The organism is Rhodanobacter ginsengiterrae (genome assembly GCF_050026815.1).
Taxonomy (GTDB): Bacteria; Pseudomonadota; Gammaproteobacteria; order Xanthomonadales; family Rhodanobacteraceae; genus Rhodanobacter; species Rhodanobacter ginsengiterrae.
Map to the genome: position 1 here is coordinate 114,975 of NZ_JALBWO010000057.1, position 22,171 is coordinate 137,145.

20 protein-coding genes are annotated in these 22,171 nt (G+C 58.3%); 5 read left to right on the plus strand and 15 right to left on the minus strand.

Translation table 11 applies throughout. From position 1 onward, the window contains the following. Window positions 1-169 precede the first annotated feature (169 nt). From ACQGNJ_RS15510 to ACQGNJ_RS15530, 5 genes are all read left to right on the plus strand, one after another. Window positions 170-1,519 carry a phosphohexomutase domain-containing protein gene (locus tag ACQGNJ_RS15510; protein ID WP_426690151.1) on the plus strand — a complete coding sequence of 450 codons (1,350 nt, stop codon included), beginning with the start codon at window positions 170-172 and terminating at the stop codon, window positions 1,517-1,519. 445 nt (window positions 1,520-1,964) lie between these two features. After that, window positions 1,965-2,357: a hypothetical protein gene (locus ACQGNJ_RS15515; RefSeq protein WP_426690152.1), complete on the plus strand. Its 393-nt coding sequence runs from the start codon at window positions 1,965-1,967 to the stop codon at window positions 2,355-2,357. A 31-nt stretch (window positions 2,358-2,388) separates the two neighbouring features. Continuing rightward, complete coding sequence (locus ACQGNJ_RS15520; RefSeq protein WP_426690153.1) at window positions 2,389-2,847, plus strand: DUF2442 domain-containing protein; 459 nt, start codon at window positions 2,389-2,391, stop codon at window positions 2,845-2,847. Between the two features lie 1,028 nt (window positions 2,848-3,875). Continuing rightward, on the plus strand, window positions 3,876-4,997 hold the full coding sequence (locus ACQGNJ_RS15525) for an undecaprenyl/decaprenyl-phosphate alpha-N-acetylglucosaminyl 1-phosphate transferase (RefSeq protein WP_426690154.1): 1,122 nt from the start codon (window positions 3,876-3,878) through the stop codon (window positions 4,995-4,997). Continuing rightward, window positions 4,994-5,749 carry a YdcF family protein gene (locus tag ACQGNJ_RS15530; RefSeq protein ID WP_426690155.1) on the plus strand — a complete coding sequence of 252 codons (756 nt, stop codon included), beginning with the start codon at window positions 4,994-4,996 and terminating at the stop codon, window positions 5,747-5,749. Before ACQGNJ_RS15525 ends, ACQGNJ_RS15530 begins: the two co-directional genes overlap by 4 nt. Here the strand turns inward: ACQGNJ_RS15530 and ACQGNJ_RS15535 are convergent. From ACQGNJ_RS15535 to ACQGNJ_RS15605, 15 genes are all read right to left on the minus strand, one after another. Continuing rightward, window positions 5,725-6,327 carry a GNAT family N-acetyltransferase gene (locus ACQGNJ_RS15535; RefSeq protein WP_426690156.1) on the minus strand — a complete coding sequence of 201 codons (603 nt, stop codon included), beginning with the start codon at window positions 6,325-6,327 and terminating at the stop codon, window positions 5,725-5,727. The genes ACQGNJ_RS15530 and ACQGNJ_RS15535 overlap by 25 nt on opposite strands. A gap of 6 nt (window positions 6,328-6,333) precedes the next feature. Beyond that, window positions 6,334-6,999, minus strand: a complete 666-nt coding sequence (locus tag ACQGNJ_RS15540) for a sugar transferase (protein WP_426690157.1) — start codon at window positions 6,997-6,999, stop codon at window positions 6,334-6,336. Between the two features lie 3 nt (window positions 7,000-7,002). Next, complete coding sequence (locus ACQGNJ_RS15545; protein WP_426690158.1) at window positions 7,003-8,190, minus strand: UDP-N-acetylglucosamine 4,6-dehydratase; 1,188 nt, start codon at window positions 8,188-8,190, stop codon at window positions 7,003-7,005. A 21-nt stretch (window positions 8,191-8,211) separates the two neighbouring features. Beyond that, window positions 8,212-9,315, minus strand: coding sequence for a LegC family aminotransferase (locus tag ACQGNJ_RS15550; RefSeq protein WP_426690159.1), 1,104 nt, complete (start codon window positions 9,313-9,315; stop codon window positions 8,212-8,214). A 65-nt stretch (window positions 9,316-9,380) separates the two neighbouring features. Then, a complete protein-coding gene (locus ACQGNJ_RS15555; protein ID WP_426690160.1) occupies window positions 9,381-10,517 on the minus strand; it encodes a glycosyltransferase family 4 protein in 1,137 nt (378 codons plus the stop codon). Window positions 10,518-10,727: 210 nt separating this feature from the next. Then, complete coding sequence (locus ACQGNJ_RS15560) at window positions 10,728-11,756, minus strand: right-handed parallel beta-helix repeat-containing protein (protein WP_426690161.1); 1,029 nt, start codon at window positions 11,754-11,756, stop codon at window positions 10,728-10,730. Window positions 11,757-11,971: 215 nt separating this feature from the next. Beyond that, window positions 11,972-13,144 carry a hypothetical protein gene (locus tag ACQGNJ_RS15565; RefSeq protein WP_426690162.1) on the minus strand — a complete coding sequence of 391 codons (1,173 nt, stop codon included), beginning with the start codon at window positions 13,142-13,144 and terminating at the stop codon, window positions 11,972-11,974. Between the two features lie 55 nt (window positions 13,145-13,199). After that, a complete protein-coding gene (locus ACQGNJ_RS15570; protein ID WP_426690163.1) occupies window positions 13,200-14,399 on the minus strand; it encodes a hypothetical protein in 1,200 nt (399 codons plus the stop codon). Continuing rightward, complete coding sequence (locus ACQGNJ_RS15575) at window positions 14,392-14,943, minus strand: acyltransferase (protein ID WP_426690164.1); 552 nt, start codon at window positions 14,941-14,943, stop codon at window positions 14,392-14,394. Before ACQGNJ_RS15575 ends, ACQGNJ_RS15570 begins: the two co-directional genes overlap by 8 nt. A 1-nt stretch (window position 14,944) precedes the next feature. After that, window positions 14,945-16,027 (minus strand): GNAT family N-acetyltransferase, encoded by a 1,083-nt coding sequence (locus ACQGNJ_RS15580; RefSeq protein ID WP_426690165.1) that lies wholly within the window; start codon window positions 16,025-16,027, stop codon window positions 14,945-14,947. Continuing rightward, on the minus strand, window positions 16,005-16,949 hold the full coding sequence (locus tag ACQGNJ_RS15585; RefSeq protein WP_426690166.1) for a polysaccharide deacetylase family protein: 945 nt from the start codon (window positions 16,947-16,949) through the stop codon (window positions 16,005-16,007). Before ACQGNJ_RS15585 ends, ACQGNJ_RS15580 begins: the two co-directional genes overlap by 23 nt. Next, entirely contained in the window at window positions 16,949-17,980 is a 1,032-nt protein-coding gene (locus ACQGNJ_RS15590; protein ID WP_426690167.1) for an NAD-dependent epimerase, read from the minus strand. Before ACQGNJ_RS15590 ends, ACQGNJ_RS15585 begins: the two co-directional genes overlap by 1 nt. A 17-nt stretch (window positions 17,981-17,997) precedes the next feature. Beyond that, a complete protein-coding gene (tviB, locus tag ACQGNJ_RS15595; RefSeq protein ID WP_426690168.1) occupies window positions 17,998-19,275 on the minus strand; it encodes a Vi polysaccharide biosynthesis UDP-N-acetylglucosamine C-6 dehydrogenase TviB in 1,278 nt (425 codons plus the stop codon). 200 nt (window positions 19,276-19,475) lie between these two features. After that, window positions 19,476-21,677: a polysaccharide biosynthesis tyrosine autokinase gene (locus ACQGNJ_RS15600; protein ID WP_426690169.1), complete on the minus strand. Its 2,202-nt coding sequence runs from the start codon at window positions 21,675-21,677 to the stop codon at window positions 19,476-19,478. A gap of 33 nt (window positions 21,678-21,710) precedes the next feature. Next, the gene (locus ACQGNJ_RS15605) at window positions 21,711-22,145 is read right to left on the minus strand and encodes a low molecular weight protein-tyrosine-phosphatase (RefSeq protein ID WP_426690667.1); all 435 of its coding nucleotides are present in this window, start codon (window positions 22,143-22,145) and stop codon (window positions 21,711-21,713) included. Window positions 22,146-22,171 lie beyond the last annotated feature (26 nt).

Here is a 22,171-nt window from a genome sequence, read left to right on the forward strand (position 1 = left end):
CCCCTAAAGGGACTTCCTTCGGTCGCAGGGGGAGGTCAGGAGGGGGTGAGCTTTTGACTTTGCGTCACGAAGAGCGACCCCACCCCAACCCTCCCCTACTTCGTAGGGGAGGGAGCAAGGTGTGTCGCCCGCTATCATTCCCGGCTGACCGCACACCCCAGGAACACCGATGCCCCGACTGCCCTGCTTCAAGGCCTACGACATCCGCGGCCGCGTGCCTGATGAACTCGACGAGGAGCTGGCGCGCAAGATCGGCCTGGCGATGGCCGCCCAACTGGGTGCGGGTCCGGTGGTGCTGGGCCGCGATGTGCGACTGAGCAGCCCCGCGCTGCAGGCGGCGCTGGCCGATGGTTTCCATGCGGCCGGCCGCGAGGTGATCGACATCGGCGTGGGCGGCACCGAAGAGGTCTACTTCCAGACCGATCACCTGCGCGCGGCCGGCGGCGTGATGGTCACCGCCAGCCACAACCCGATGGACTACAACGGCATGAAGCTGGTGCGCGAAGGCGCGCGGCCGATCAGCGGCGACAGCGGCCTGTTCGCGATCCGCGACTTCGCCGCCAGCCATCAAACATCGATCCTCGCCGGCACCGCCACGCCGCGCGCGATGACCGACAAATCCGCCTACATCGACCACCTGCTCGGCTACATCCAGCGCGACCAGCTGAAGCCGCTGAAGATCGTGGTCAATGCGGGCAACGGTGGCGCCGGGCTGATCGTCGACCGGCTTGCGCCGCAGCTGCCGTTCGACTTCATCCGCATCCAGCACGAACCGGACGGCCATTTCCCCCACGGCATCCCCAATCCGCTGCTGCCCGAATGCCGCGCCGCCACCGCCGACGCGGTGCGCGCCCACGGCGCCGACTTCGGCGTGGCCTGGGACGGCGACTTCGACCGCTGCTTCTTCTTCGACGCCGACGGCCGCTTCATCGAGGGCTACTACCTGGTCGGCCTGCTGGCCACTGCACTGCTGGCGCGCCACCCCGGCGGCAAGATCATCCACGACCCGCGACTGACCTGGAACACCATCGAGATGGTGCAGCAAGCCGGCGGCATCCCGGTGCTGAGCAAGACCGGCCACGCCTTCATCAAGGAACGCATGCGCGCCGAAAACGCCATTTACGGCGGCGAAATGAGCGCGCACCACTACTTCCGCGACTTCGCCTACTGCGACTCCGGCATGATCCCGTGGCTGCTGATCGCCGAGCTGGTCAGCACCCGCGGCCTGTCGCTGGCCGCACTGGTCGAAGACCGCATGCGCGCTTTCCCGTGCAGCGGCGAGATCAACTTCAAGGTGGCTGACGCACGCGCCGCCACCGCGCGAGTGATGACGCACTTCGCCAACCAGTCACCCGCGCTGGACCACACCGACGGCATCAGCGCCGACTTCGGCCCATGGCGCTTCAACCTGCGCAGCTCCAACACCGAACCACTGCTGCGACTGAACGTGGAATCGCGCGGCGACGAAGTGCTGATGCGCGAACGCACCGCGGAAATCACCGCGCTGATTGGTGGCTGAGGCAAGCAGGAGCAGCCCCTCACCTGAAGGACTCCCTTCGGTCGCCCAACCCTCCCCTACTTCGCAGGGGAGGGAGCAGAAGCTCACGACCGGTCCCTCCCCCTGCTCTGTCCCTCAAGGGACTCCCTTCGGTCGCAGGGGGAGGTCAGGAGGGGGGCGCTCTTGATCTTGCCCTCACAAAGAACGGCCCTCGCCTGAAGAACTCCCCGCGGTCGCCCGGCCCTCCCCACCTTGTCGGACAGGGCAAGCTCGCGGGAGGAAGTGACGCAGGTGGGTCGTACGTGGCTTACGACGCCGCTCGACTTCCCCCGTCATGAATGACGCTCATTCGACGCCAGAGCAGCCGGGATCCGCCGACCGACCTGCGAGCTGGCCCGTGGCACCCTGCGACGCTGGCTGATCGCTACAGGCGGCCATCCTCAAATAACCTAACGGATAGGTTACTATGCAGGTATGTCAATACAAGGGGCTGGTGCTTGCCGTGCTGACTCGGAACGAACACTGCCCACCGCATGTGCATGTTGGCTCCAACGACTGGGACGCCCGCTTCGAATTCAGCTTCTGGCACAACGGCGTGCGTTTGTGGGATGTGTCGCCAGCACGGAACCGGCCCGCCGAAGCCACGCTGGAGGCCCTGCGCAAAATGCTCAAGCAACCCGTGCATCTGCGCAAAGCGCGTGAGTTGTGGTGGAAAACGCGACAAACGATATGCCTGGAGAATCAGCAATGGGACCCGAAAGCCAGTGAAGTGGTGGGCCTAAGACAAAACGTCCCGGTGCACTGGAGATCCGATCGGCACGCTTCGATGCGAAGAACCACCAGACCATTCTGCAGTTGATGGGGACAGCCGAGCCCGTGGAGATAGTGTTATGAGCAGGATCAAGGCAACCACACGCTTCGACGAGCCGGTGACGGCCGAGGTGCTGGATCGCGCGATAGCGCGTGGGAAGCAGCGCAAGCATGCGGGCGTGCATGCGACCTCGGTGAACTACGTTCCGACGCTCAAAGTCCTGCTGGTAGGATTTGCCGACCACAGTGCCGTGGCGCTGCCGGTGCGGAATTATCCGGAGCTCGCGGACCTGGGGGCGGCCGAGCTCAAAAATCTGAAAATAGGCTTCGGCGGCAGTGCGCTATGCCTGGACAAGCACGATCTGCACATCTCGATCGCCGGCATGGTGGCGGCCAGCAAATCCCTGATGGACATGGCGACGACTGTAGTGGCCACGCGTCACGGCAGCCGGAGCAGCGATGCCAAGGCGGCATCCTCACGCGAAAACGGGCAGAAGGGCGGCCGACCACGCAAGCATCCGGCAGGCGCTTCGGTCTGAACCCGTATCAATGAGCAGGTCAGAGGGGATGAAGAACGACGGCCAGCGCCCCCGCGGAACGCACCGCAGAAGCAAAGTCGCCGGACGTGCGTCGTACTAGAGCAACCCCTCACCTGAAGGACTCCCTGCGGTCGCCCAACCCTCCCCTACTGCGCCCCTCAAGGGACTCCCTTCGGTCGCAGGGGAGGGAGCTAAGCGCGCAGCTCCACGATTGGTTCCTCCCCCTGCGCTGCCCCTCAAGGGACTTCCTTCAGTCGCAGGGGGAGGTCAGGAGGGGGGCGCTTTTGAGCTTGCTCGAACGAGGAGCAACCCCTCAGCTAAAGCACTTCCCTGTGGTCGCCCAGCCCTCCCCTACTGCGCCCCTCAACAGACTCCCTTCGGTCGCAGCGGAGGGGGCAGAGCGCGCAGCTCCACGATTGGTCCCTCCCCTGCGCGCAGGGGGAGGTCAGGAGGGGGTGCGCTTTTGATCTTGCCCCGCCGAATCACGCCCCCTCATCTGAAGCACTCCCTTGAATCGCCCCACCCTTCCCTGCCTCGCAGGGCAGAAGCAAATGCCCCCTCCCGACCCTGCACACACCTTTCACAACAACGGCAACAAAACGTCGCACATCCCACCCACGACCGGCTCAGAATCAGCTCAACCCGACTCGGGCCACCCTCGGCCCGCCGCCCGTTCACCTACGCCACTCCCGCCTGAATACCAACCGACAACGCCCGAGTTCAGCCATCCGTCCATGATAGAATTCCGATTCCTTGACCTGGGTCACGGAACATTGCGCCTCCTTGCACGTGGGGGCATGGTCGCCACCGTCCTGAATATCGCTACTGGCGCAGCTTCATTGCTTCACGCCAGCGCCCTTCACGCCGCCGTCCGACCATGCAGTGCAGGCTGGCACGCTTCACGAGCTCGAACTGCCAATACAGGTAGTGGGTTCAATCCGCACAGACCACCTCCGTTCACACGGATCGCGATCTTTTGAAATAGTCCACAGGGATACTCGAGGCTCTTGATCATGCAGGACACACGGATGCTTCTTGCTTGCCTGGCAGCGACCATCACCTCGACCATGGCGATTCTGGTGTTGCGCCGCTTTGCCGGTGCGCTCGGCCTGGTCGACCACCCCAACGAACGCAAGCACCACGTCGGCAGCGTGCCGCTGGTCGGCGGCCTGGCCATCTTCATCGGCGTGCTGGTGGGCGCGGTGATCTGGGGACAATTCCAGACCTTTGGCGTAGTGCTGCTGGGTACCTCGTGCGTGCTGGTGCTGCTTGGCGCGCTGGATGACCGCTGCGACCTCAGCGTGCGCACCCGCCTGCTGGTGCAGACCGCCGTGATCCTCACCGTGATCGGCAGCACCGGCGTGTACATCCATACGCTGGGACACCTGTTCGGTTACGAACTGGTGCTGGGCTGGGTCGGCATTCCGGTCACCGTGGTGGCCGTGATCGGCCTGCTCAACGCGTTCAACATGATGGACGGCATCGACGGCCTCGCCGGCAGCCTGGCGCTGGTCAGCATCGCCGCGATCGTGCTGTTCGCCGGACGCACGGCGCTGCAGGGTTCGCTGGCGCTGATGGCCTTGCTGGCCGTCGCCGCCATCCCCTACCTCGCCGCCAACCTCGGTTTCATGGGCCGCAAGATCTTCATGGGCGACGCCGGCAGCATGGTGCTCGGCTACCTGCTCGCGTGGACCCTGATCCGCCTCAGCCAGCAGCCCGGCTCGCAGCTGTCGCCGGTGGACGTGCTGTGGTGCGTGGCCCTGCCCGTGCTCGACACCCTGGCGGTGATGTACCGCCGCCTGCGCCAGGGCAAGTCGCCGTTCAAGCCCGACCGCGGCCACATCCACCATATCCTGCTGGGCATGGGCCTGGGCCCGCGCGCCAGCCTGGTCGCGCTGGTCGCGCTGGCCGCCTCGATGGCCTTCCTCGGCAGCGTGACCACGTCGCTGGGGTTGGGCGCGGGCACCAATCTTGCGGCGTTCTGCGTCTTCTCCATGGTCTATACGGTCACGGTCACGCGGATCTGGGTGCGCCAGCAAGCTCGCCGGGGTCTGCACACGTTCAAGCCGGTGGCGGCCAATGACGATAATGTGGTCCGGACGACCATGGTCCAGCGCATCCGAAACGACTCCGCTGCACGGGCAGAGTGACGGCCTTCGCATCGCTGGACCACCTGCTGGACCAGCTGAACTCGCCCACTCCCCAATCTGCCCTCATCGCGGGGCTCGGCTTGCTCCTGCTGCTTTTCCGGCACTACCGGATCGGTAGCCTGATCCTCCTGCTGGCCGGTGCCTGGCTTTACCTGTGCGCCACTCCCGCGTTCGTGGGACTGATGCGCGACGGGCTCGAATCGCCCTACCCCTATGTGCCAGCCGGCACCTATCCCCAAGCTGATGCCATCGTGGTTTTCGGCGGCGACGGCATGCCCGACCCGCGTGCGAACTGGGAGCAGATTCCGGACAGGATCAACGGCAACCGCCTGGGCTTCGCCTATCAGCTCTACCGGGAGGGACGCGCACCGATCATGGTGTTGTCGGCCAACAAGGGTGGCGCGATCAAGATGGCCCGGATACTCGAGACAAAGGGGCTGCCGAAGGCGGCGCTGAGGGTCGAGAGCCAGGCCGACAGCACCTATCAAAACGCGCTGTACTCCTCGCGCATCCTCAAACAGGAAAAGCTTGGCCGCGTCCTCCTGGTGACCTCGCCCTACCATATGCCTCGCGCGCTTGCGGTACTTCGCGAGCAGGGTATCGATGCCATCCCTGCGCCGACCATGCCGCAAGTGAAGCCCACCATCGAGGGCAATGCCTGGCTGCCTCACCGTTCTGCGCTGTCGCGCAGTCACATCTATCTGCACGAATACCTGGGCTTGTTCGCCTATGGACTGCGTGGCTTGACCTGAGCGAACGTTTGCACGTACACGGTAGACAGTTCTCCCTCGTGAACCGCCACCTGATCGGTCGGCACAGCCCCCATCCGCCGATAGAACTTGTGCGCGGGCGCCAGTGCCTCTCCCACAATGATCCTGAAGGTCAGGATGCCAGTCTTCCGGAAGTGCTCTTCCAGTCGACGATACAACCGCTCGGCAACCTGCTGCCCGCGGCAGGATGGATCCACCGCGATGCTCAGCAATTCCGCTTCGGGCAAGTTCGGCGGCAGGCTGTGGCCGCGGCTGTAGCGCAGGATTTCGAGAATCCGCAGGATGCGTCCCGGCCGCACCAGTGAGGGCAACAGGGCCACACCAAGGCGGAATGGCGAACGCAGCATGCGCTTGTAGATCGAGCCCATGCCGCAACCACCCGCCACGAAACCGACGACGCGACCGTCGCGCTCTTCAACCAACAACACGCTGGCCGGCGCCTCGTCGATGGCTTGATACATCAGCGCGACAAAGCCCGTACCCAGCGTCGCCAGGAAACCTTTGTTGATGTTGTCCACATGCAACCGGGCAACTTGCTGGTAGAGATCACGGCGTTCCATCGAGCCTCACAGCACACCCGAAAGGGCAGCCGGCTCAACCGGCAAACCCGGGAAAACCTTCTTCACGATGGACGACTTCGGGAACAGCACTACCCACGCGGTGATCACGATGCACATCACGTAGGTACGCAAACCCTGGTTCGCCACGTACCACTCTTCCAGGGCACCCTTGTACGGCATGATCACGTCGTCGTAGAACTTCTCCGGCTCGGCGCTGGCGTGCATCAATTCCTCTTCGTCGCGGAACACGATCGAGCCGATGCCGGACAAGCCCGGACGCACCTTGACGATCTGCTTCTGCGAGGTGGCCGGAAAGGCGTCGAAGCACCGCTGGGTCTGCGGCCGCGGGCCGACCAGGCTCATGTCGCCGAGCAGGATGTTGAGCAGCTGCGGCAGTTCGTTGATCTTGGTCTTGCGCAGGAAACCGCCCAGCGGCAGCACCCGCGGGTCGTTCTTCACCGTGACGGTGCCGGTGCCCAGGTTCGGGCTGTTTTTCAGCATGGTGGCGAACTTGTACAGGCCGAACGGCTTGCCGCCACGACCGATCCGCTGCTGCACGTAGAAGATCTCGCCTTCGCCGCTGAAGCGCAGGGCGATGGCGATTGGCACCAGCAAGGGCGACAGCAGCAGCAAGGCCAGCCCCGACAACAGGATATCGAACAGTCGCTGCATGGCTTACATCCTGCCGTCGAGATACTTGCCGGTTTCCTTGTGGGCAAAGTCCGGAATCATGTGGTTGAACAGGTCGACAATCGGCGCCTTGTCCCAGCTCGGCTGCTGGCGGATCGCGCCAAGCGTGGCGAGGAAATGCTCCAGCCGCGCCTGATCGTAGTTCGCCGCATTCTTGATCACGCCCAGGTTCTCGAAGCGCTGCATGTCGAGCACTTCGCGGTCGGTGAAGAACTCCTCGAAATCCTTCTCGCCGGTGGTGTCGCTGGGGAAGAAATAGCACGGCCATTTCTTCTGGGCGATCAATTCGGCGGCGCGATCACGCGCCTCGTCTTCGCTGGCGCACTCGTGGGCTTCGAAGCCCAGTGCCGCCAGGTAACGCACCGCGATGTCCGAGAAGCGGGTGAGGTCCAGCGCCTCGCTCAACTTGGGGAAGAAGATGTCGCGGTTGTCGCCCAGCAGGCAGGACATCAGGCACAGCTCGCCCGATTCCTGCGGGGTGACGAAATAACGGCGCACGTCGTTCGGCGCGGAGATCGGCTGGCGCTTGGCAAAACGCTGGTTGAAGCCATGCAGCAGCGAGCCATCGGAGAATGCCACGTTGGCGAAGCGCGCCGTGGAAATCGGCAACTGCTCGCTGGCACGCATCAGGAACATCTCCATGATCCGCTTGCTGGCGCCCATCATGTTGACCGGGTTGGCGGCCTTGTCGGTGGACACGCAGAAATACTTCTTCGCCCCACCGGCCTTCGCCAACTCGATCGTCTTGATCGTATTGAGCACATTCACCTCGATCAGCCGCATCAGGGTGAACGGGTCCTTCTCGCTGCGCACGTGCTTCAGTGCCGACAGGTTCAACACGTAGTCGTAACCCTCACCGGCGCTCATCAACGCCTCGAACTCGCGGCTGCCGCAGTCGATCGCGAAGGTACGGAAATCGCCGTCGATATAGCCCAGCGTGCTGCGGATATCACGCACCAGCTCGACCATGTTGTTTTCGCTGATATCCACCACGTGCAGCACCTTCGGCTGCCGCTTGAAGATCTCGCGCGTGACCGCCTGGCCGATCGAACCGGCGCCGCCAATCACCAGGAAACGGCTGGAAGCCACCTTCGCGGAAAGCTCCGCTTCGTGCGCCTGCACGTCGGTATCAAACAATGGCCGCTTGCGGCCGACGAGTTCAAGAATGTTCATGGGATCCAACTGCAAAGAGGTTCAAGACTTGACCATGGCACCGTCAGGTACGCTGGACGGCAGATTGACCACGCGATCTTCCAGCCAGCGCGAATTTTCCAGCCCGTCGTGCTGGCAGTCCTTGTACATTTCCAGTCGCGTCATCAAACGCCACACCGGGCGGGTCATCACGCCGCGGCTGTTGGTGTATTCAAGGAAGGCATCGCGCTGCTCCAGCGAATCCAGCACGATCGCGTTGAGCCAGTAGTTCGCCACCGTGCCCTCGCGCGCCTGGGCCAGGGCAATCCCCTGCGCAGCGCAGAACTCCGCATAGCGACGGGCCACGTCCGCCTTGATCGCGAGGAACTTCGGCAGCTCCTCCATCTGCGCGCAGCCCAGCGCCGCGTTGAGGTTCGGCATCCGGTAGTTGTAACCGGTCATGTCGTGCACGAACTCATACGGGTGTGGAATCTTCGCCGTGGTGGTGAGGTGCTTGGCCCTGATCGCCAGCTGCTCGTCATCGGTGATGATCATGCCGCCGCCACCGGTGGTGATCACCTTGTTGCCGTTGAAGCTCAAAGTGGCCAGCTTGCCGAAGGTACCGGTATGCCGACCGCCCACATAGCTGCCCAGCGACTCGGCGGCATCCTCGATCACCGGAATGCCGTACGCGTCGCACAGCGCCACGATCTCCTCGATGCGGCAGGGCAAGCCAAACGTGTGCATCGGCGCACACGCGGCAATGCGCCGACCCGTCGCCTTGTTGAAGGCCTGTCCGCCACGCCGCTCCACCTTGTCGGTGAGAAAGCGCTGCAGCGCATCCGCACTCATGCCCATGGTGTCGCGATCCACATCCACGAACACCGCATGTGCGCCGGTGTAGCTCAGCGCATTGCAGGTGGCGATGAAGGTGAGCGCCTGGGAGATCACCTCGTCACCGGGCGACACGCCGGCCAGCTGCAGCGCCGCATGCAACGCCGCCGTGCCGTTGACGGTGGCGATCGCGTACTTCGCCCCCGTGAACGCGGCGATCTGCTGCTCGAACTCGGTGACGCGCGCGCCCACCGACGACACGAAGTTGGAGTCGATGCAGTCGATCAGGTACTGCTTCTCGTTGCCCTGAAATACAGGGCGGTGCAACGGCAAAAAACCGGCTCCGTAAAGAGACCGGGCGAAATCTACGATCAACTGAAATTTCAAAGCTCGCTCAGTCACCTTGGGGCCCCTCCATCATTCAAAATACCCATTTCGCGCAGCATCAACGCGTTTACTTTATGCACATCGTATTTATTGACCGCAATCAACCTAGATCGCGCGCCCATCTTCTGGGCTAGAAATGGGTCATCTACAAAGTGCTTCATCGCAACCACTAATGCATCTACCGATTTCGTCGGAATTAAAAAGCCGTTTTCGCCATCAACGACCGTCTCCCGGCACCCTGGAGCATCAGTAGTGATCACGGGTCGTCCCATGGCCATCGCCTCGAGAACTGTTCGGGGAGTTCCCTCTCGGTAAGATGGCAATACATAAACGTTACAAGACGCAATTGCGGGTCGAACGTCCTCTAAGCGCCCGAGAAACTCGATATCACCCTCGGCGACCCAAGAATCCAGCTCCGACTCTACGATAGAATCAGGATTATCATCAATCCAGCCAACGAGTAAACATCGCACATCCGGGTACGTCTTCCGAACGAGTTTCGCGGCAGCCGCATACTCCCGCACGCCTTTGTCTCCCAACAAACGGCCTATCATTAGAAAAACCGTCCGCCCAGCGGGCATTGCTCGGACAGCGAAATCTACGACCTCTACTCCTGAGCCATTGACAACCACAGAAGGCACGCTTGAAAGCAAAATGCGACTTCGCCTAAAAAGAGCCTCATCATCTGGGTTCTGGAAAAAAACTTTCTCGACCCGGCGCAGCACAAAAGCATAGAGATAACGAACAATCTTCGACAGAATACCCTTACGCTCCGCCGTAAACGCATACCCCAATCCAGTTATCAACGCAAACCGTCGCGGAACCCGTGCCAACCATGCCGCGAGCGAGCCATAAATCACGGGCTTAACGGTATAGCACAAAACAGTATTGGGCCTTACTGAACGCATAAGATTAAATAGACTAAGGAAGGAAAGCGCGTCGCCGATCGGGTTGGTTCCAACACGATCAAGCGATATTGAATGCACCGTCGCACCTAATCGTTCCAATTCGGTCCTGACAGAATCCCGACCTAGCAAGCCTGGGGCTGCCACGTGAACCTCCACCCCCGCAATCCTCAAGGCCGAAATAAGAGCGCCACGAAACTGCACAATGGAGTCAGGAAAGCTGGCGACGAGAAGAAATCTCACAAAGCGGAGTCCCGGGCGATCGCCCAACCGCCTTCGAAAATGCAGCTTCCTTTTGCCATCCTATTGGACCCCAGATAAAATCAACCATAAATTCAGACGCGACCACACACATTAGTGAAGCCCCGCCGCAAAACCTTAACCTCCCATTATACACGGAGTCTGCTTCTTATAGAAGCAACCATCAGCATGTCCCAATTACCAAGAATGCGATCACTTCTTCTGTACCAACACTCTCTTTGCAAGAGAACCACTAGCTTCCAACTTAGTTACCGAATTCTCGCTAAGCGTAAAGTCCTTCGACTTAGCATCGACAACTATATCGTAATGACGATTCCCAGCGACATTGTTTCGAAAGACATGAACCTGTCTGGCCCCGGCTAAATAAATGCCATATTTGCCGTTTTCAGAAATAGTACAATTGGCTATTTCAATATTGGAGCTTCCCTTACTTGCCACTATGCCGAAGCCAGTGTTATTGCTAACGATGCAATTCTCAATTAGAACGTCATCCACTAAATCTGAGGCATTGGGTTCAAGATCAATGCCTGTTGAGGGCGGCGTACCACCTGTAGACGAAAAGCTCGAACCTATCACTTTAGCGGTTTGGCAACCCGTTATACTCAGCCCCTGCCGTCTATTGTTAGTCGAGATCACCTCGATCAAATTAACCCCCCTACATAGTGATCTCAATCTTCCGCGGGTGAGTGATCCAATATAAAACCCGTCCCCCCAACATCCTGAAGCAGATACATTTGAAATAGTGATGTTTTCGCTTCCTAGAATGAGCACGCCCATTCCCCATTCACCGCCCGCTCCTATATGAATGTCACGGTCTCCCCTGATCCTTCCCCCAATCACTGAAGCGTCCTTCACACCGACAATCCTAATCACGGCATAACTGGCACTCTTAGAAGCTTGTGCTACGAGAATTGCATCACTTGCGAGTTTAAGATGAACGCCCGAATGGAGACTTACGCCAATGTCTGCATTGATTGAGTATGTTCCTGAGGGGATACTTATTTCCCCTCCGCCATCACGAAAACTGTCAATTAGCGATTGAATTGCACTAGTTGCATCGCGGCGACCGTCGCCCAGCGCAGTTAATCCCAGCTCCCGTTCGGAATGAACAGATCCGAAGGAATCTGACGAAAGAACACTCGAACGCATGACAGCGGGAACGATTCCACCACACACGCCGATACATTTTAGAATTGCCTCTCTTCGTCTGAAATTTATCATGCTTATACCCCAAGAAAGACCACCAAGCTAAATCGAGTGTACTCAGTCTTTCCCAGAGAGGCGACCCACGAATACTCCCGCGCAGCAGACGAGCCATAATGGGTCGAGGCAGATAACGCACCAGGATAGGCCATCTAAACTTCCGTGCCATAGAGCTCAGTATCAATGCAGAAGGAAATCCAGTGATGCCAGCTAAGGCGTAAACGTTAGGCTCTCTACTTCACTCTAAATCTACCTTCCGCAACGTCAACTAGAAGCCCCTCGTACCGCACTGCTTGAACAGCGCTGAAGTAAGCTCTTCGGCTCATATAGAAACAGGCCACCAACGGTAGGTAGACCATAATTCGCTGCCTGGCGATGATACCCAGATTGGTCGCGCCTAGCGTGAGGACAGCGGCCAACACCATGGAATATATGAGCGCGTATCGCGACAGCGTCAACGGAATTTGGTATTCCCGACTGGATCCTATTCTGCGCACAAGCCACAGGTAACGGCTTCCGGCAATCAACAAGAGGCATGTCACAAAACCTTCGCCCATTGCGAAGACCTCCCCGACCTTGCTGAGCCTCCACGGAATACCTCCCAGGAGGAAGATTCCGAATCGCACAGGAAATGGATATTGCGAAGCATCGAAACCGGAACCAACGCCTGCGTAAATTCCTTCCCTCGATTGCTCAAAATCCGCAAGGCTTTGAAATCCATCGGACGAATATTTTTGAATGTAGCTCAAAAAGAATACGTAGAATGAGATCGCAGCGACGGCACCAACCAACAGGATAAAAATCCTACTTAGAACTCTAGCATTTACGCTAAACGACTTGGTTTGCGTCACTAAGGCAAAACCAAAGAACGTCATCCCCATGCAAAAACCCAAATAGGGACGAACCAAAAATAGTATTAATATACATAGACCGATCAACAGGATTCGTGACTTACCTGAGCGAATCAGACCAATGAAAAGCAAACCATACGTGAACTCTACAATTGCGTCCTTCCCAACCGCCGCAGTCCAGAAGTGCAACCCAGGAAGCAGTACACAAAGACGCAAAATTAACCTACCCCGCTTACCCCTTGGCTGATCCTGCACCTCGCGGACAATTGAGGCATACGCGGCACAGATACCCCAAGCGGATAATCCAGTAAATATCATCAGAACGGCGTAGTAATCATCGACGCCTACGCCTCTTAGCCCCGCAACTATTGCCACTATTAAGCCGGAGCCAGTTACGCTGAACCGCGATGAATCGCTCGACCACTCAAAATAGTTTTGGCTATCCGTAACTCCATTGGACGTATAAGCATAAAAGGCTACGCCTGCAATAAAGTGCACAACAACCAAAAGGAATAAGAAAGAGACCTCACGCTTTTGTGGGCGTATGCTGGCCACGCTTACAGCGAACGTCGAAAGCGCTACCAAAAAGGTGACCAATGCGTATAGCAAATTACGCTCCCGCCAAGCGTGGTAGCAGATACCAGGAAGTCACGATCGACGACGCCGAGACGTAAGCGCAAGCAAGGACAAGCCCACCTTCCGCTGTTCCAAACCTATACGAAGCTCCGACAATGAAAATTGAGATAACCATTGAAGTGGCTAAAATCGAATAGAGCTTCTCTCCCCGAGCGGCGCCGATTGCCGATGTAATCAAAGCCCCGCGAAGCAGAAGGGGAAGAAACATAAACCCAATTAAGACGATGTATAGAATACGGCCCCATCCTCCGACATTTGGCTGTAGCGACGGGATCCACCCCAATGCCGATCCGACACATGCCGATAGCGTGAGCATGGCGCCAAGTACTAAGGAAACCCTGATTTTGTAAATATTCTCCCTAATCAACCGATAGACGGCTTTTACCTTGATGCTCAACGGATACTGAATTATATTAACTCCTGTCGCAGCCACTTGGTAAAGAAGCGAATACAGACCGAGACTCTTCAAGTCTTGCTGAAACGCCAAGAAATAGCGTGGCATAGAGCTGTTAAGCGTCACCGCTAGATTTAGAAGGCCGTAGCTAAAGTTGAAACGAATGTAATTGACCGACTCGCTAGCGTTGGGAAGTATAAAAAGCCCGAAGCGCCGCAGTATCGGCATGTCGTATAGCAGAAATGTTGTTACGTAAGAGGTCAGAAGAGCCACGACCACGCCGTGAAGGGGTTTAATTTTTAGGCCATAAACAAACAAAATGGATAACGCAATTACGCCGAAAAGCCGCACATATGCTGAAATCAATGCAATTAATCTTTTGTTACGCGCAGCATGCAGCGTTACGATAAGATCAGAGATTATTTCAAAAGGCTTATATATTAAGAGCAATTTTATAAATAGATGGTCTCTAATCCAACCAGCCAGTCCCCAATATATGAAGGGGCAAGCCAAGATAAATCCTGTTATCGCGACGCTTGTTGACTCGGAAAATGCCTTTACAGGATCCGTAGCCAGCGATATCCATTCTACATAGCGAAAAACCAAGAACATTGCGATCGGAGCGGTAACAGCTGTAGCTGCGGAAAATGTCCCTACATCACTTAAGCCGCCGCTTACGGTTAAAAATAGGAGGACAAATGCCATTAAGCCCAACGAAGATGCTCGAATCAAGATCAGCTTAGTGACCTCAATGGCATGTTTGTAGACAATGTTATTCATTAATCTTCTTGATTCGTTTAGCAGGTACACCTCCGTACACCGCGCCCCCTTGACAATCGGTTACGACGACGGCACCCGCAGCGATTACCGTTCTGCGGCCGATATTTACTCCGGACAGAATCCTAACACCGCAGCCTATCCAAACGTCATCCTCAATTTCGACTCTAGAAAGCCGAACTTGATTATATTTAATTGGTAAAGAGAGCGAGTCCCACGTATGATCGCCACTGACAATGCTCGAACCATGCGCGATAGCGACGTCGTTACCGATCACAACACCACCCGCTGAGAGTATGGTGACGTTTTGGTGAATACTCACGTTGTTGCCTACAGAAACATTCGGTGGCGAGTCAATTGTGATGAAGGGCCCGAGGTAGACGTTTCTTCCGCACGCGTTGAATCTTGAGGCAATTAGAATGTAGCGAAGCATGGCTCCCATGCGGCCATCAAACACATCAAGCATTCGCCATAACAAACGAAATAGTGGTGAAGGTAGCCATCTTAAGGATGATGAAGCAATTTTGCATATTCGCCAGAAGCTCATTTCAAACAGTATCCGAGTCGGCGTAACTGATGAAGAAGTCCTCCGCTTCTATCAATTTGGGAGCGTCTTTATTTGGCCGGTATCCAAAGTGCAGCTTAATGGGCTGAAGAAACCGTGGTAGCTTGAAAAAGAGTCCGCGCCGATACGCTGTGTCAAGTGGAGAAGAGTCTGCGCTCCAAGCTAGGATCATGTCCGCTCCTAAGTCATAAAGTCTTGAGACCACGCTCGCGATTAACAAGCGAGATACTCTAACGTCCTTTGGATCGCAGACAATATCCATGACGTAGCCAATTTTCCCGCGATGCTTCGCTTGAAGTGTGTAGACGGCCGCACCTAAGAGGTTTCCGGAGCCCCCGAAAACCGATACATATTTATAGTCTGCGGATGCTTTCTGTTTGTACCTCCACAGCATATATTCGCGGTCGCGCGCAACGCAAACTTTCAGGTCCTGTGCGAATGCCCGCCATATGCTTTCATACTCGTCTAATTCGAATCCACAAGTATCAACCACGGTCGCACCGAGAGCTTCTGAATTCCGAGCAATGGATAGCTTCAGCAGCTTCCGCGCCGGGTAGTTTTTTAGGCACCAGCCTTTAAGCGCCAACGCATAGTTGAACGGGAAAAGCAAATTGGATAAGTGGGCCTTAAAGGGTGGATGGCCGAGGTCTTTCCAACCGAGCTTTCCGAAAAAGCCGGGAGCTGAACTTGAGTTTGGAAACCCATATATAAATCTCACGGAGTCCTTATCACATCGCTCAAATACGGCCTTAGCAATCTTTGGAAACAACCCCTGCCCTCGATGTTCCTTGTCCGTAAGGGTATCCAGCGACTGGCAAAAAACCGCTTCAGTTCCGTGCTCAATGCCCTTGACCTTAAATACGCTATAAATCGCGGCATCGTCGTTGTTATGTGCCACCGCGATCGCGGTATACGCGCTTCCGGCCGGCGGCTCAAGATACTGCCACCTTAAATGGCTTTCTGCCTTAGCATTCCCGTTCTTGGTGAAAATGCCGGCAACACGAGCGACAATGTCGGCCTCTTCGACGTCGACGACGGTATAGTCACTGGACGGTAGCTTTTGCATCGAGCTCATCCTTCATCGTAAGTATGTCAAGACAGCCGCGGGTGCGATGCCATGCCGCCCTTTCCAAAAGGTAGTCTAGCTTCTTTACCATGTCAGCATCGTCAATAAAGTTATGCGGATGCGAATAGAAGTGAAGCGTTGAATCCGTGTCAACTGCGTAGTTTAAGAGGCTGTCAATTCGAAGCTTAGTCATGCGCGTTGGCACAATATTGCGTATACCTATGCGCGCATTTAAGAATTTGCCCGCCGAAAGAGCGACTAAGCCACCAATTTCATTTGATTTCTGCTTGAGGAGGTCAGATCTATCTAACGCGATGAACTCGCACACGACTCTTATTGCTTTGGCAGAGGGCCCCTGCCGGCGCTCTTGCAAATCCATCGGTCGGTATGCAAGAAAACCAGCGTCGGCCAAGACCCTATTAAATCCTACTTGGTTTCTTGGAAATACAATTAAATCCTGTTTGACGCGCGCTATCTTATCCACGCTGCGAATGACTTGGATATCCGCAATTATAGCTTCCAGCGCCACCGCATCTTCATCATATGGGACATGAAAGCCGCCGTGACTACACAGGTGATGAGAGGCTTGCGCCCTAACAAGATCAATAAGGCCTGGTTCTGACCATCCCTCATTATCACCTCTCCTAAGAGCATTTTCCGCTGGCTCAAGCCACCTGCCATTTTTGTAAATTACGATATCTAGCAGATTACTTACCACCTTCCTTAATTCATCCGCGGGTAAGCAGAGTGCAGCAACGAAAGCAAAAGTTGCTTTTGCATTGTGCTTTTCCAGCACCTCTAGAATACTCTTGTAAGCATCGTACAGTGCGAGGCTAGTTATTTTTTTATGCCGTTCGTTACCGCGATCGGCAATTCCCCACTTACCTTCGCAATCGAATGAGATTACTAGCTTCCCTGCCATTATTGTATCGCCGAAGTGGAAACACCGGAGTTGTAGTAGTCTCTATACCACCGCACAAAATTGCCCACTCCGGCTTCTACGTCAACAGACGGGGAGTAATTTAGCTTATTGCGTAACTCACTGCAGTCCGCTTCCGTGTCTGGAACGTCTCCCGGCTGCAGTGGAAGCATGTTAAGTACTGCTTTGACGCCCAAACATTCTTCAAGCACCCCAATATATTTCATCAATTCGATGGGATTTTCGTTTCCGATGTTGTAGATGCGGTAGGGCACGTTGCTGCTGGCCGGGTCCGGAGCATCGCTGTTCCACGCCGGGTTGGCAGCCGGCACCTTGTCCAGCGTGCGGATCACGCCTTCGACGATGTCGTCGATGTAGGTGAAGCTGCGCTTGTGGTGGCCGTGGTTAAATACGTTGATTGGCTCACCGGCCAGGATCGCCTTGGTGAACAGGAACAGCGCCATGTCCGGCCGGCCCCACGGGCCGTATACGGTGAAGAAGCGCAGGCCGGTGGCGGGAATGCCGTACAGGTGCGCGTAGCTGTGCGCCATCTGCTCGTTGGCTTTCTTGGTGGCCGCGTACAGCGTCAGCGGATGCTCGGTGCTCTGGTGCTCGGAGAACGGCATAGCGGTATTGGCGCCGTACACCGAGCTGGTCGATGCAAACACCAGATGCTCCACGCCGTGATGGCGGCAACCCTCCAGGATGTGCAGGAAGCCAGTGACGTTGCTGGCCGCGTAGATGTGTGGATTCTCGGCGGCGTATCGTACGCCTGCCTGGGCGGCGAGGTTCACCACGCGCTGCGGTTTGTGCGTGGCAAATGCGCCTTCCACTGCCGCGCGATCTGCCAGATCCGCGTGGATGTGTGTGTAGTTCGGGTGATCCATGAAGCGCGCGAGACGCGCCTTTTTCAGGTTCACGTCGTAGTAGTCATTTAGGCTGTCAAAGCCAATGACCTCGTCCCCACGCGCAAGCAACTTGAGCGCGACGTGCGAACCGATAAACCCGGCAGTGCCAGTAACCAATACTTTCATTTAAATGTAACCCTGATTCAGAGACGGCCATCGACTGCGTTGCGTGGCAGCACATATTTCACATCGTAGACCACCGAGTTCGGGTTACCAAAGGCGCGGATACCTTCCGCGCCCAAGGCCGCAAACTCCTGGTGGCCGACGGCAACAATCATCGCGTCGTAGCTGCCTGCCTGCGGCTGCGCAATCGGCGTAATCGCGTATTCATGCTCGGCTTCGGCGGCATTTACCCAAGGATCGTAGACATCGACCGTAGCGTTGTAACCATGCAGTGCCTGCACGATGTCGACCACCCGGGTATTGCGCAGGTCCGGGCAGTTTTCCTTGAACGCCAAGCCCAGAATCAGCACGCGCGCCCTCACGGGGTTGATGCCCTTGCGCACCATCAGCCGAATCACTTCGCTCGCGATATAGGGTCCCATGCTGTCGTTGGTGCGACGCCCCGCCAGGATCACGTCCGGGTGGTGACCCACCTCCTGCGCCTTATGGGTGAGGTAGTACGGATCCACGCTGATGCAGTGGCCCCCAACCAGGCCCGGACGGAACGGCAGGAAGTTCCACTTGGTGCCGGCGGCTTCCAGCACTTCCAGTGTGTCAATACCGAGCTTGTTGAACAGGATGGCGAGGTCGTTGACCAGGGCGATGTTTAGGTCGCGCTGGGTGTTCTCGATCACCTTGGCGGCCTCGGCCACCTTGATACAGCTGGCCTTGTGCGTGCCTGCGGTGATGATCGAGCCATAGAGGCTATCGACGAAGTCGGCCACTTCCGGCGTGGAGCCGGAGGTCACTTTGAGGATGGTGGTGACCCGATGCAGCTTGTCGCCCGGATTGATGCGCTCGGGGCTGTAGCCGGCGAAGAAATCGCGGTTATAGGTCAGACCGGAAACCCGCTCCAGAATCGGCACGCAGACTTCTTCGGTGCAGCCGGGATAGACGGTGGATTCGTACACGACGATGTCGCCCTGCCGGATGACCTTGCCCAAGGCTTCACTGGCTTTTACCAGCGGCGTGAGATCGGGCCGTTTGGCCGTGTCGATCGGCGTGGGCACAGTGACGATGTAGAGGTTGCACGACTCGATGTCCGCGAGGTTCGCACTGAAGCTCAGACGCGGAGCAGCGGCCAGCTCGGCGGCGTCGACTTCCAGAGTGTGGTCATGACCGGAACGAAGTTCGTCGATGCGCGCGGTATTGATATCGAAACCGACGGTGTCGTAGTGCTTGCCAAATTCCACGGCCAGCGGCAGGCCGACGTAGCCAAGGCCGATGATGGCGATCTTCGTGTTGTCCAGTGAGTGCATGGGGCTTCCGTGGGGCGATTTGAATGGGTTTGTCTGGTGTTGCGGGACGAACTGAGGGGGAGCGGGTGGGGCTGGCTCGACCGCTGATTGTGGGGGTTTCGTGTTGCAGGGGTGATGCGCGTTTGGAGCAGGAGCTCAGGGCAAGAGCTACCCCACCTCGGTCCTCCCCTGCGGAGCAGGGGAGGAGGAAGAGCAAAGCGCTACTTGGCGGATTTGTAGTCGTAGTAGCCGTAGGAGTAGTAGCCGGTGGCGCGGCGTTCGACGGCGTTGAAGATGGCGCCCTTGATTTCCACGCCGTTCTGCTGGAAGCGCTGCTTGGCCAGGGCGATTTCGCGTGCCTGGTTCAGGGCGAAGCGCACCACCAGCAGGCTGGTGCCGGCGTGGTGGCCGATCACCGCGGCGTCGGTAACGGCCAGGATCGGCGGGGTGTCGATGATGATCAGGTCGTACAGCGGCATCAGCTTGTGGAGCAGCGCGGTGAAGTTCGCGTGCATCAGCAGCTCCGACGGGTTCGGCGGCACCTTGCCGCGGGCGATGAAGTGCATGCCGTCCACGCCTTCCACCCTGCGCAGCGCGGCGGTGGTGTCGATCTGGCCGGCGATCAACTCGGACAGGCCGTTTTCCGGCTTGCCGCCCAGCACCTTGTGCTGGCTGCCCTTGCGCATGTCGGCGTCGATCAGCAGCACTTTCTGCCCGGCTTGGGCGATCACCGCACCGAGGTTGGCCGAGACGAAGGTCTTGCCGGCGTTGGGGCTGGAGCCGGAGATCATCAGCAGGTTGTTCTTCGCTTCCAGCCGCGCGAAGTGCAGGCTGGTGCGCAGGCTGCGCAGCGCTTCGGTGGCCAGGTCGGCCGGCGCGGTCACCGCCAGCAGGTGCTGCCGGCCATCGCCATGGTGATGCGGGGTGCGCAGCGAGATGTTGCGCTCCTGCTCGCTCAGGGGAATCGACGCATAGACCGGCAGGCCGAGCTGCTCGATGTCGGCCGGATCTTCCACGCCGCGGTTCAGCATCTGGCGCAGGAAGATGAAGGCCACCGCCAGGAAGCCGCCGAGGAAGGTGCCGCCCAGCACGATGACGGCTTTCTTCGGCTTCACCGGGTGACTGGTGTCCACCGCGGCCTTGTCGATGATGCGCACGTTGCCGACGGTGCCGGCACGGGCAATGTCCAGCTGCTGCGCCTGGTTGAGCAGGCTGGTATAGGTTTCGTTGCTGACCTGCACGTCGCGGGTCAGCCGCAGCAGTTCCTGCTGGGTGTCGGGCAACTGGCCGACCTGCTTCTCCATCGCGTCCTTCTGCGCCTGCAGCTGACCGATCTGCTGCATCAGCGCCTTGTAGGCCGGGTGCTCGGGGGTGAAGCGGCGCTCGATGTCGGCCTGCTGCATGCGCAGTTGCTGGATGCTGGTTTCGATGGCAACGGTCTGGTCCAGCAGGCCCTTGGTCTGCATGGTGATGTCGACCGAGTGGGCCTGGGTCTGGAACGCGTTCAGCGCGGCGGTGGCCTTTTCCAGGTCGCGGCGCACGTTGGGGAGCTGTTCCTTGACGAACTTCAGGCTGTTGGCGGCTTCGGCGGAGTTGCGGTCCACGTTCTGCTTGACGTAGATCTCGCTGACCTGGTCGAGCAGGTTGGCTGCCAGCAGCGGGTCGGCGTTGTTGTAGGTCAGCGCGATGATGCCGGAGTCCTTGCCCTGCTCGCTGGCGTTGACGTCCTGCTGCAACTTGGAGATCACCGCCAGGTCGCGCTGCTTCACCACCTCGAAACGGGTGCCGGGATTGGCTGCCAGCGCCTGCACCTGGATGCTGGCGCCGTGGCCGCTGGCCGCTTGGCCGACCTGGCCGGTGAGCAGCAGGTTATTGTCGTCGTCGCGCAAGGTAAAGGCGCCGTTCTTGCCGGCCACGAGGGCCAGCGTCTTGCCTTCCAGGCTGGCGGGAACGTCGAGCTGAAAGATATTCAGCGTGGCGCCGCCCCAGTCGTAGCTGTTCATCCCGAACCTGGGCGCGGCCACGTCGCCCGGCTTGGCCGGTGCATAGCGGCGGGCGATGAAGTTGCCGATCAGCGGAAAGTGGCGCGGGGTGATGCTGGTGGCCAGATGCAGGTTGTCGGCGGCAGCGCCGATCACCGTGCGCGAGGTGATCAGCGCGATTTCGGTGGTGGCCTGCGAGGTGGACGAACCCAGCGTGCTGGCGATATCGCTCAGCCCCGGCAGGCTGGGCACCTTCTGCTCCACCTGCACGATCGCGTTGGCCTGGTAGATCGGCGTGGCCAGCAGCGCATAGGCCACGCTGACCACGAAGAACACGCCGGTGACGATGATGATCAGCCACTTGTGGTCGATCAGGGTGCCGAGCAGTGCGCCCAGATCGATTTCGTCGTCGCTGGACGACGGGGTTTGCGTAGCAGCCATGCAGGGGCTTTCCTATCTATATATAAGGTCGGGTTACAGGTAGCGCAGCCAGCTATCAACACCTTGCGTGATCAAACCGTAAACATGATCGAACGCAGGACGCTGCTGGCGGTACGGGTCGGGGATGTCCCGTGCCTGCACCCATTTGTCCAGCACAAAAATCTTGCCGCTGGCCTCGGGAGCCAGCCGCACCATCGCATCGACATGGCTCTTCTCCATGCCCAGCACCAGATCGGCTTCGCGGAGCATCGCCGTTGTCAGCTGGCGTGCGCGATGGGCCGCGCCGTCGATGCCGTGTTCCGCCATCACCTGCACCGCCGTGGCATCCATCGGGTAGCCCGCCATGGCATGCAGGCCGGCGCTGCTCACCTGGATGTCGCGCGATGCCAGCCGCTCGCGCAGCAGGTATTCGGCGGTCGGGCTGCGGCAGATATTGCCGATGCAGACAGTCAAGATCCGTTTGAACACACTCAATGACTCCTCGATGACCAAAC

Bases quoted from the DNA above. Each gene is read 5' to 3' on its own strand.
- ACQGNJ_RS15510 (WP_426690151.1), top strand. From the start codon at position 170: ATGCCCCGACTGCCCTGCTTCAAGGCCTACGACATCCGCGGCCGCGTG.
- ACQGNJ_RS15515 (WP_426690152.1), top strand. From the start codon at position 1,965: ATGCAGGTATGTCAATACAAGGGGCTGGTGCTTGCCGTGCTGACTCGG.
- ACQGNJ_RS15520 (WP_426690153.1), top strand. From the start codon at position 2,389: ATGAGCAGGATCAAGGCAACCACACGCTTCGACGAGCCGGTGACGGCC.
- ACQGNJ_RS15525 (WP_426690154.1), top strand. From the start codon at position 3,876: ATGCTTCTTGCTTGCCTGGCAGCGACCATCACCTCGACCATGGCGATT.
- ACQGNJ_RS15535 (WP_426690156.1), bottom strand. From the start codon at position 6,327: ATGGAACGCCGTGATCTCTACCAGCAAGTTGCCCGGTTGCATGTGGAC.
- ACQGNJ_RS15540 (WP_426690157.1), bottom strand. From the start codon at position 6,999: ATGCAGCGACTGTTCGATATCCTGTTGTCGGGGCTGGCCTTGCTGCTG.
- ACQGNJ_RS15545 (WP_426690158.1), bottom strand. From the start codon at position 8,190: ATGAACATTCTTGAACTCGTCGGCCGCAAGCGGCCATTGTTTGATACC.
- ACQGNJ_RS15560 (WP_426690161.1), bottom strand. From the start codon at position 11,756: ATGATAAATTTCAGACGAAGAGAGGCAATTCTAAAATGTATCGGCGTG.
- ACQGNJ_RS15570 (WP_426690163.1), bottom strand. From the start codon at position 14,399: ATGAATAACATTGTCTACAAACATGCCATTGAGGTCACTAAGCTGATC.
- ACQGNJ_RS15575 (WP_426690164.1), bottom strand. From the start codon at position 14,943: ATGAGCTTCTGGCGAATATGCAAAATTGCTTCATCATCCTTAAGATGG.
- ACQGNJ_RS15580 (WP_426690165.1), bottom strand. From the start codon at position 16,027: ATGCAAAAGCTACCGTCCAGTGACTATACCGTCGTCGACGTCGAAGAG.
- ACQGNJ_RS15585 (WP_426690166.1), bottom strand. From the start codon at position 16,949: ATGGCAGGGAAGCTAGTAATCTCATTCGATTGCGAAGGTAAGTGGGGA.
- ACQGNJ_RS15590 (WP_426690167.1), bottom strand. From the start codon at position 17,980: ATGAAAGTATTGGTTACTGGCACTGCCGGGTTTATCGGTTCGCACGTC.
- tviB (WP_426690168.1), bottom strand. From the start codon at position 19,275: ATGCACTCACTGGACAACACGAAGATCGCCATCATCGGCCTTGGCTAC.
- ACQGNJ_RS15600 (WP_426690169.1), bottom strand. From the start codon at position 21,677: ATGGCTGCTACGCAAACCCCGTCGTCCAGCGACGACGAAATCGATCTG.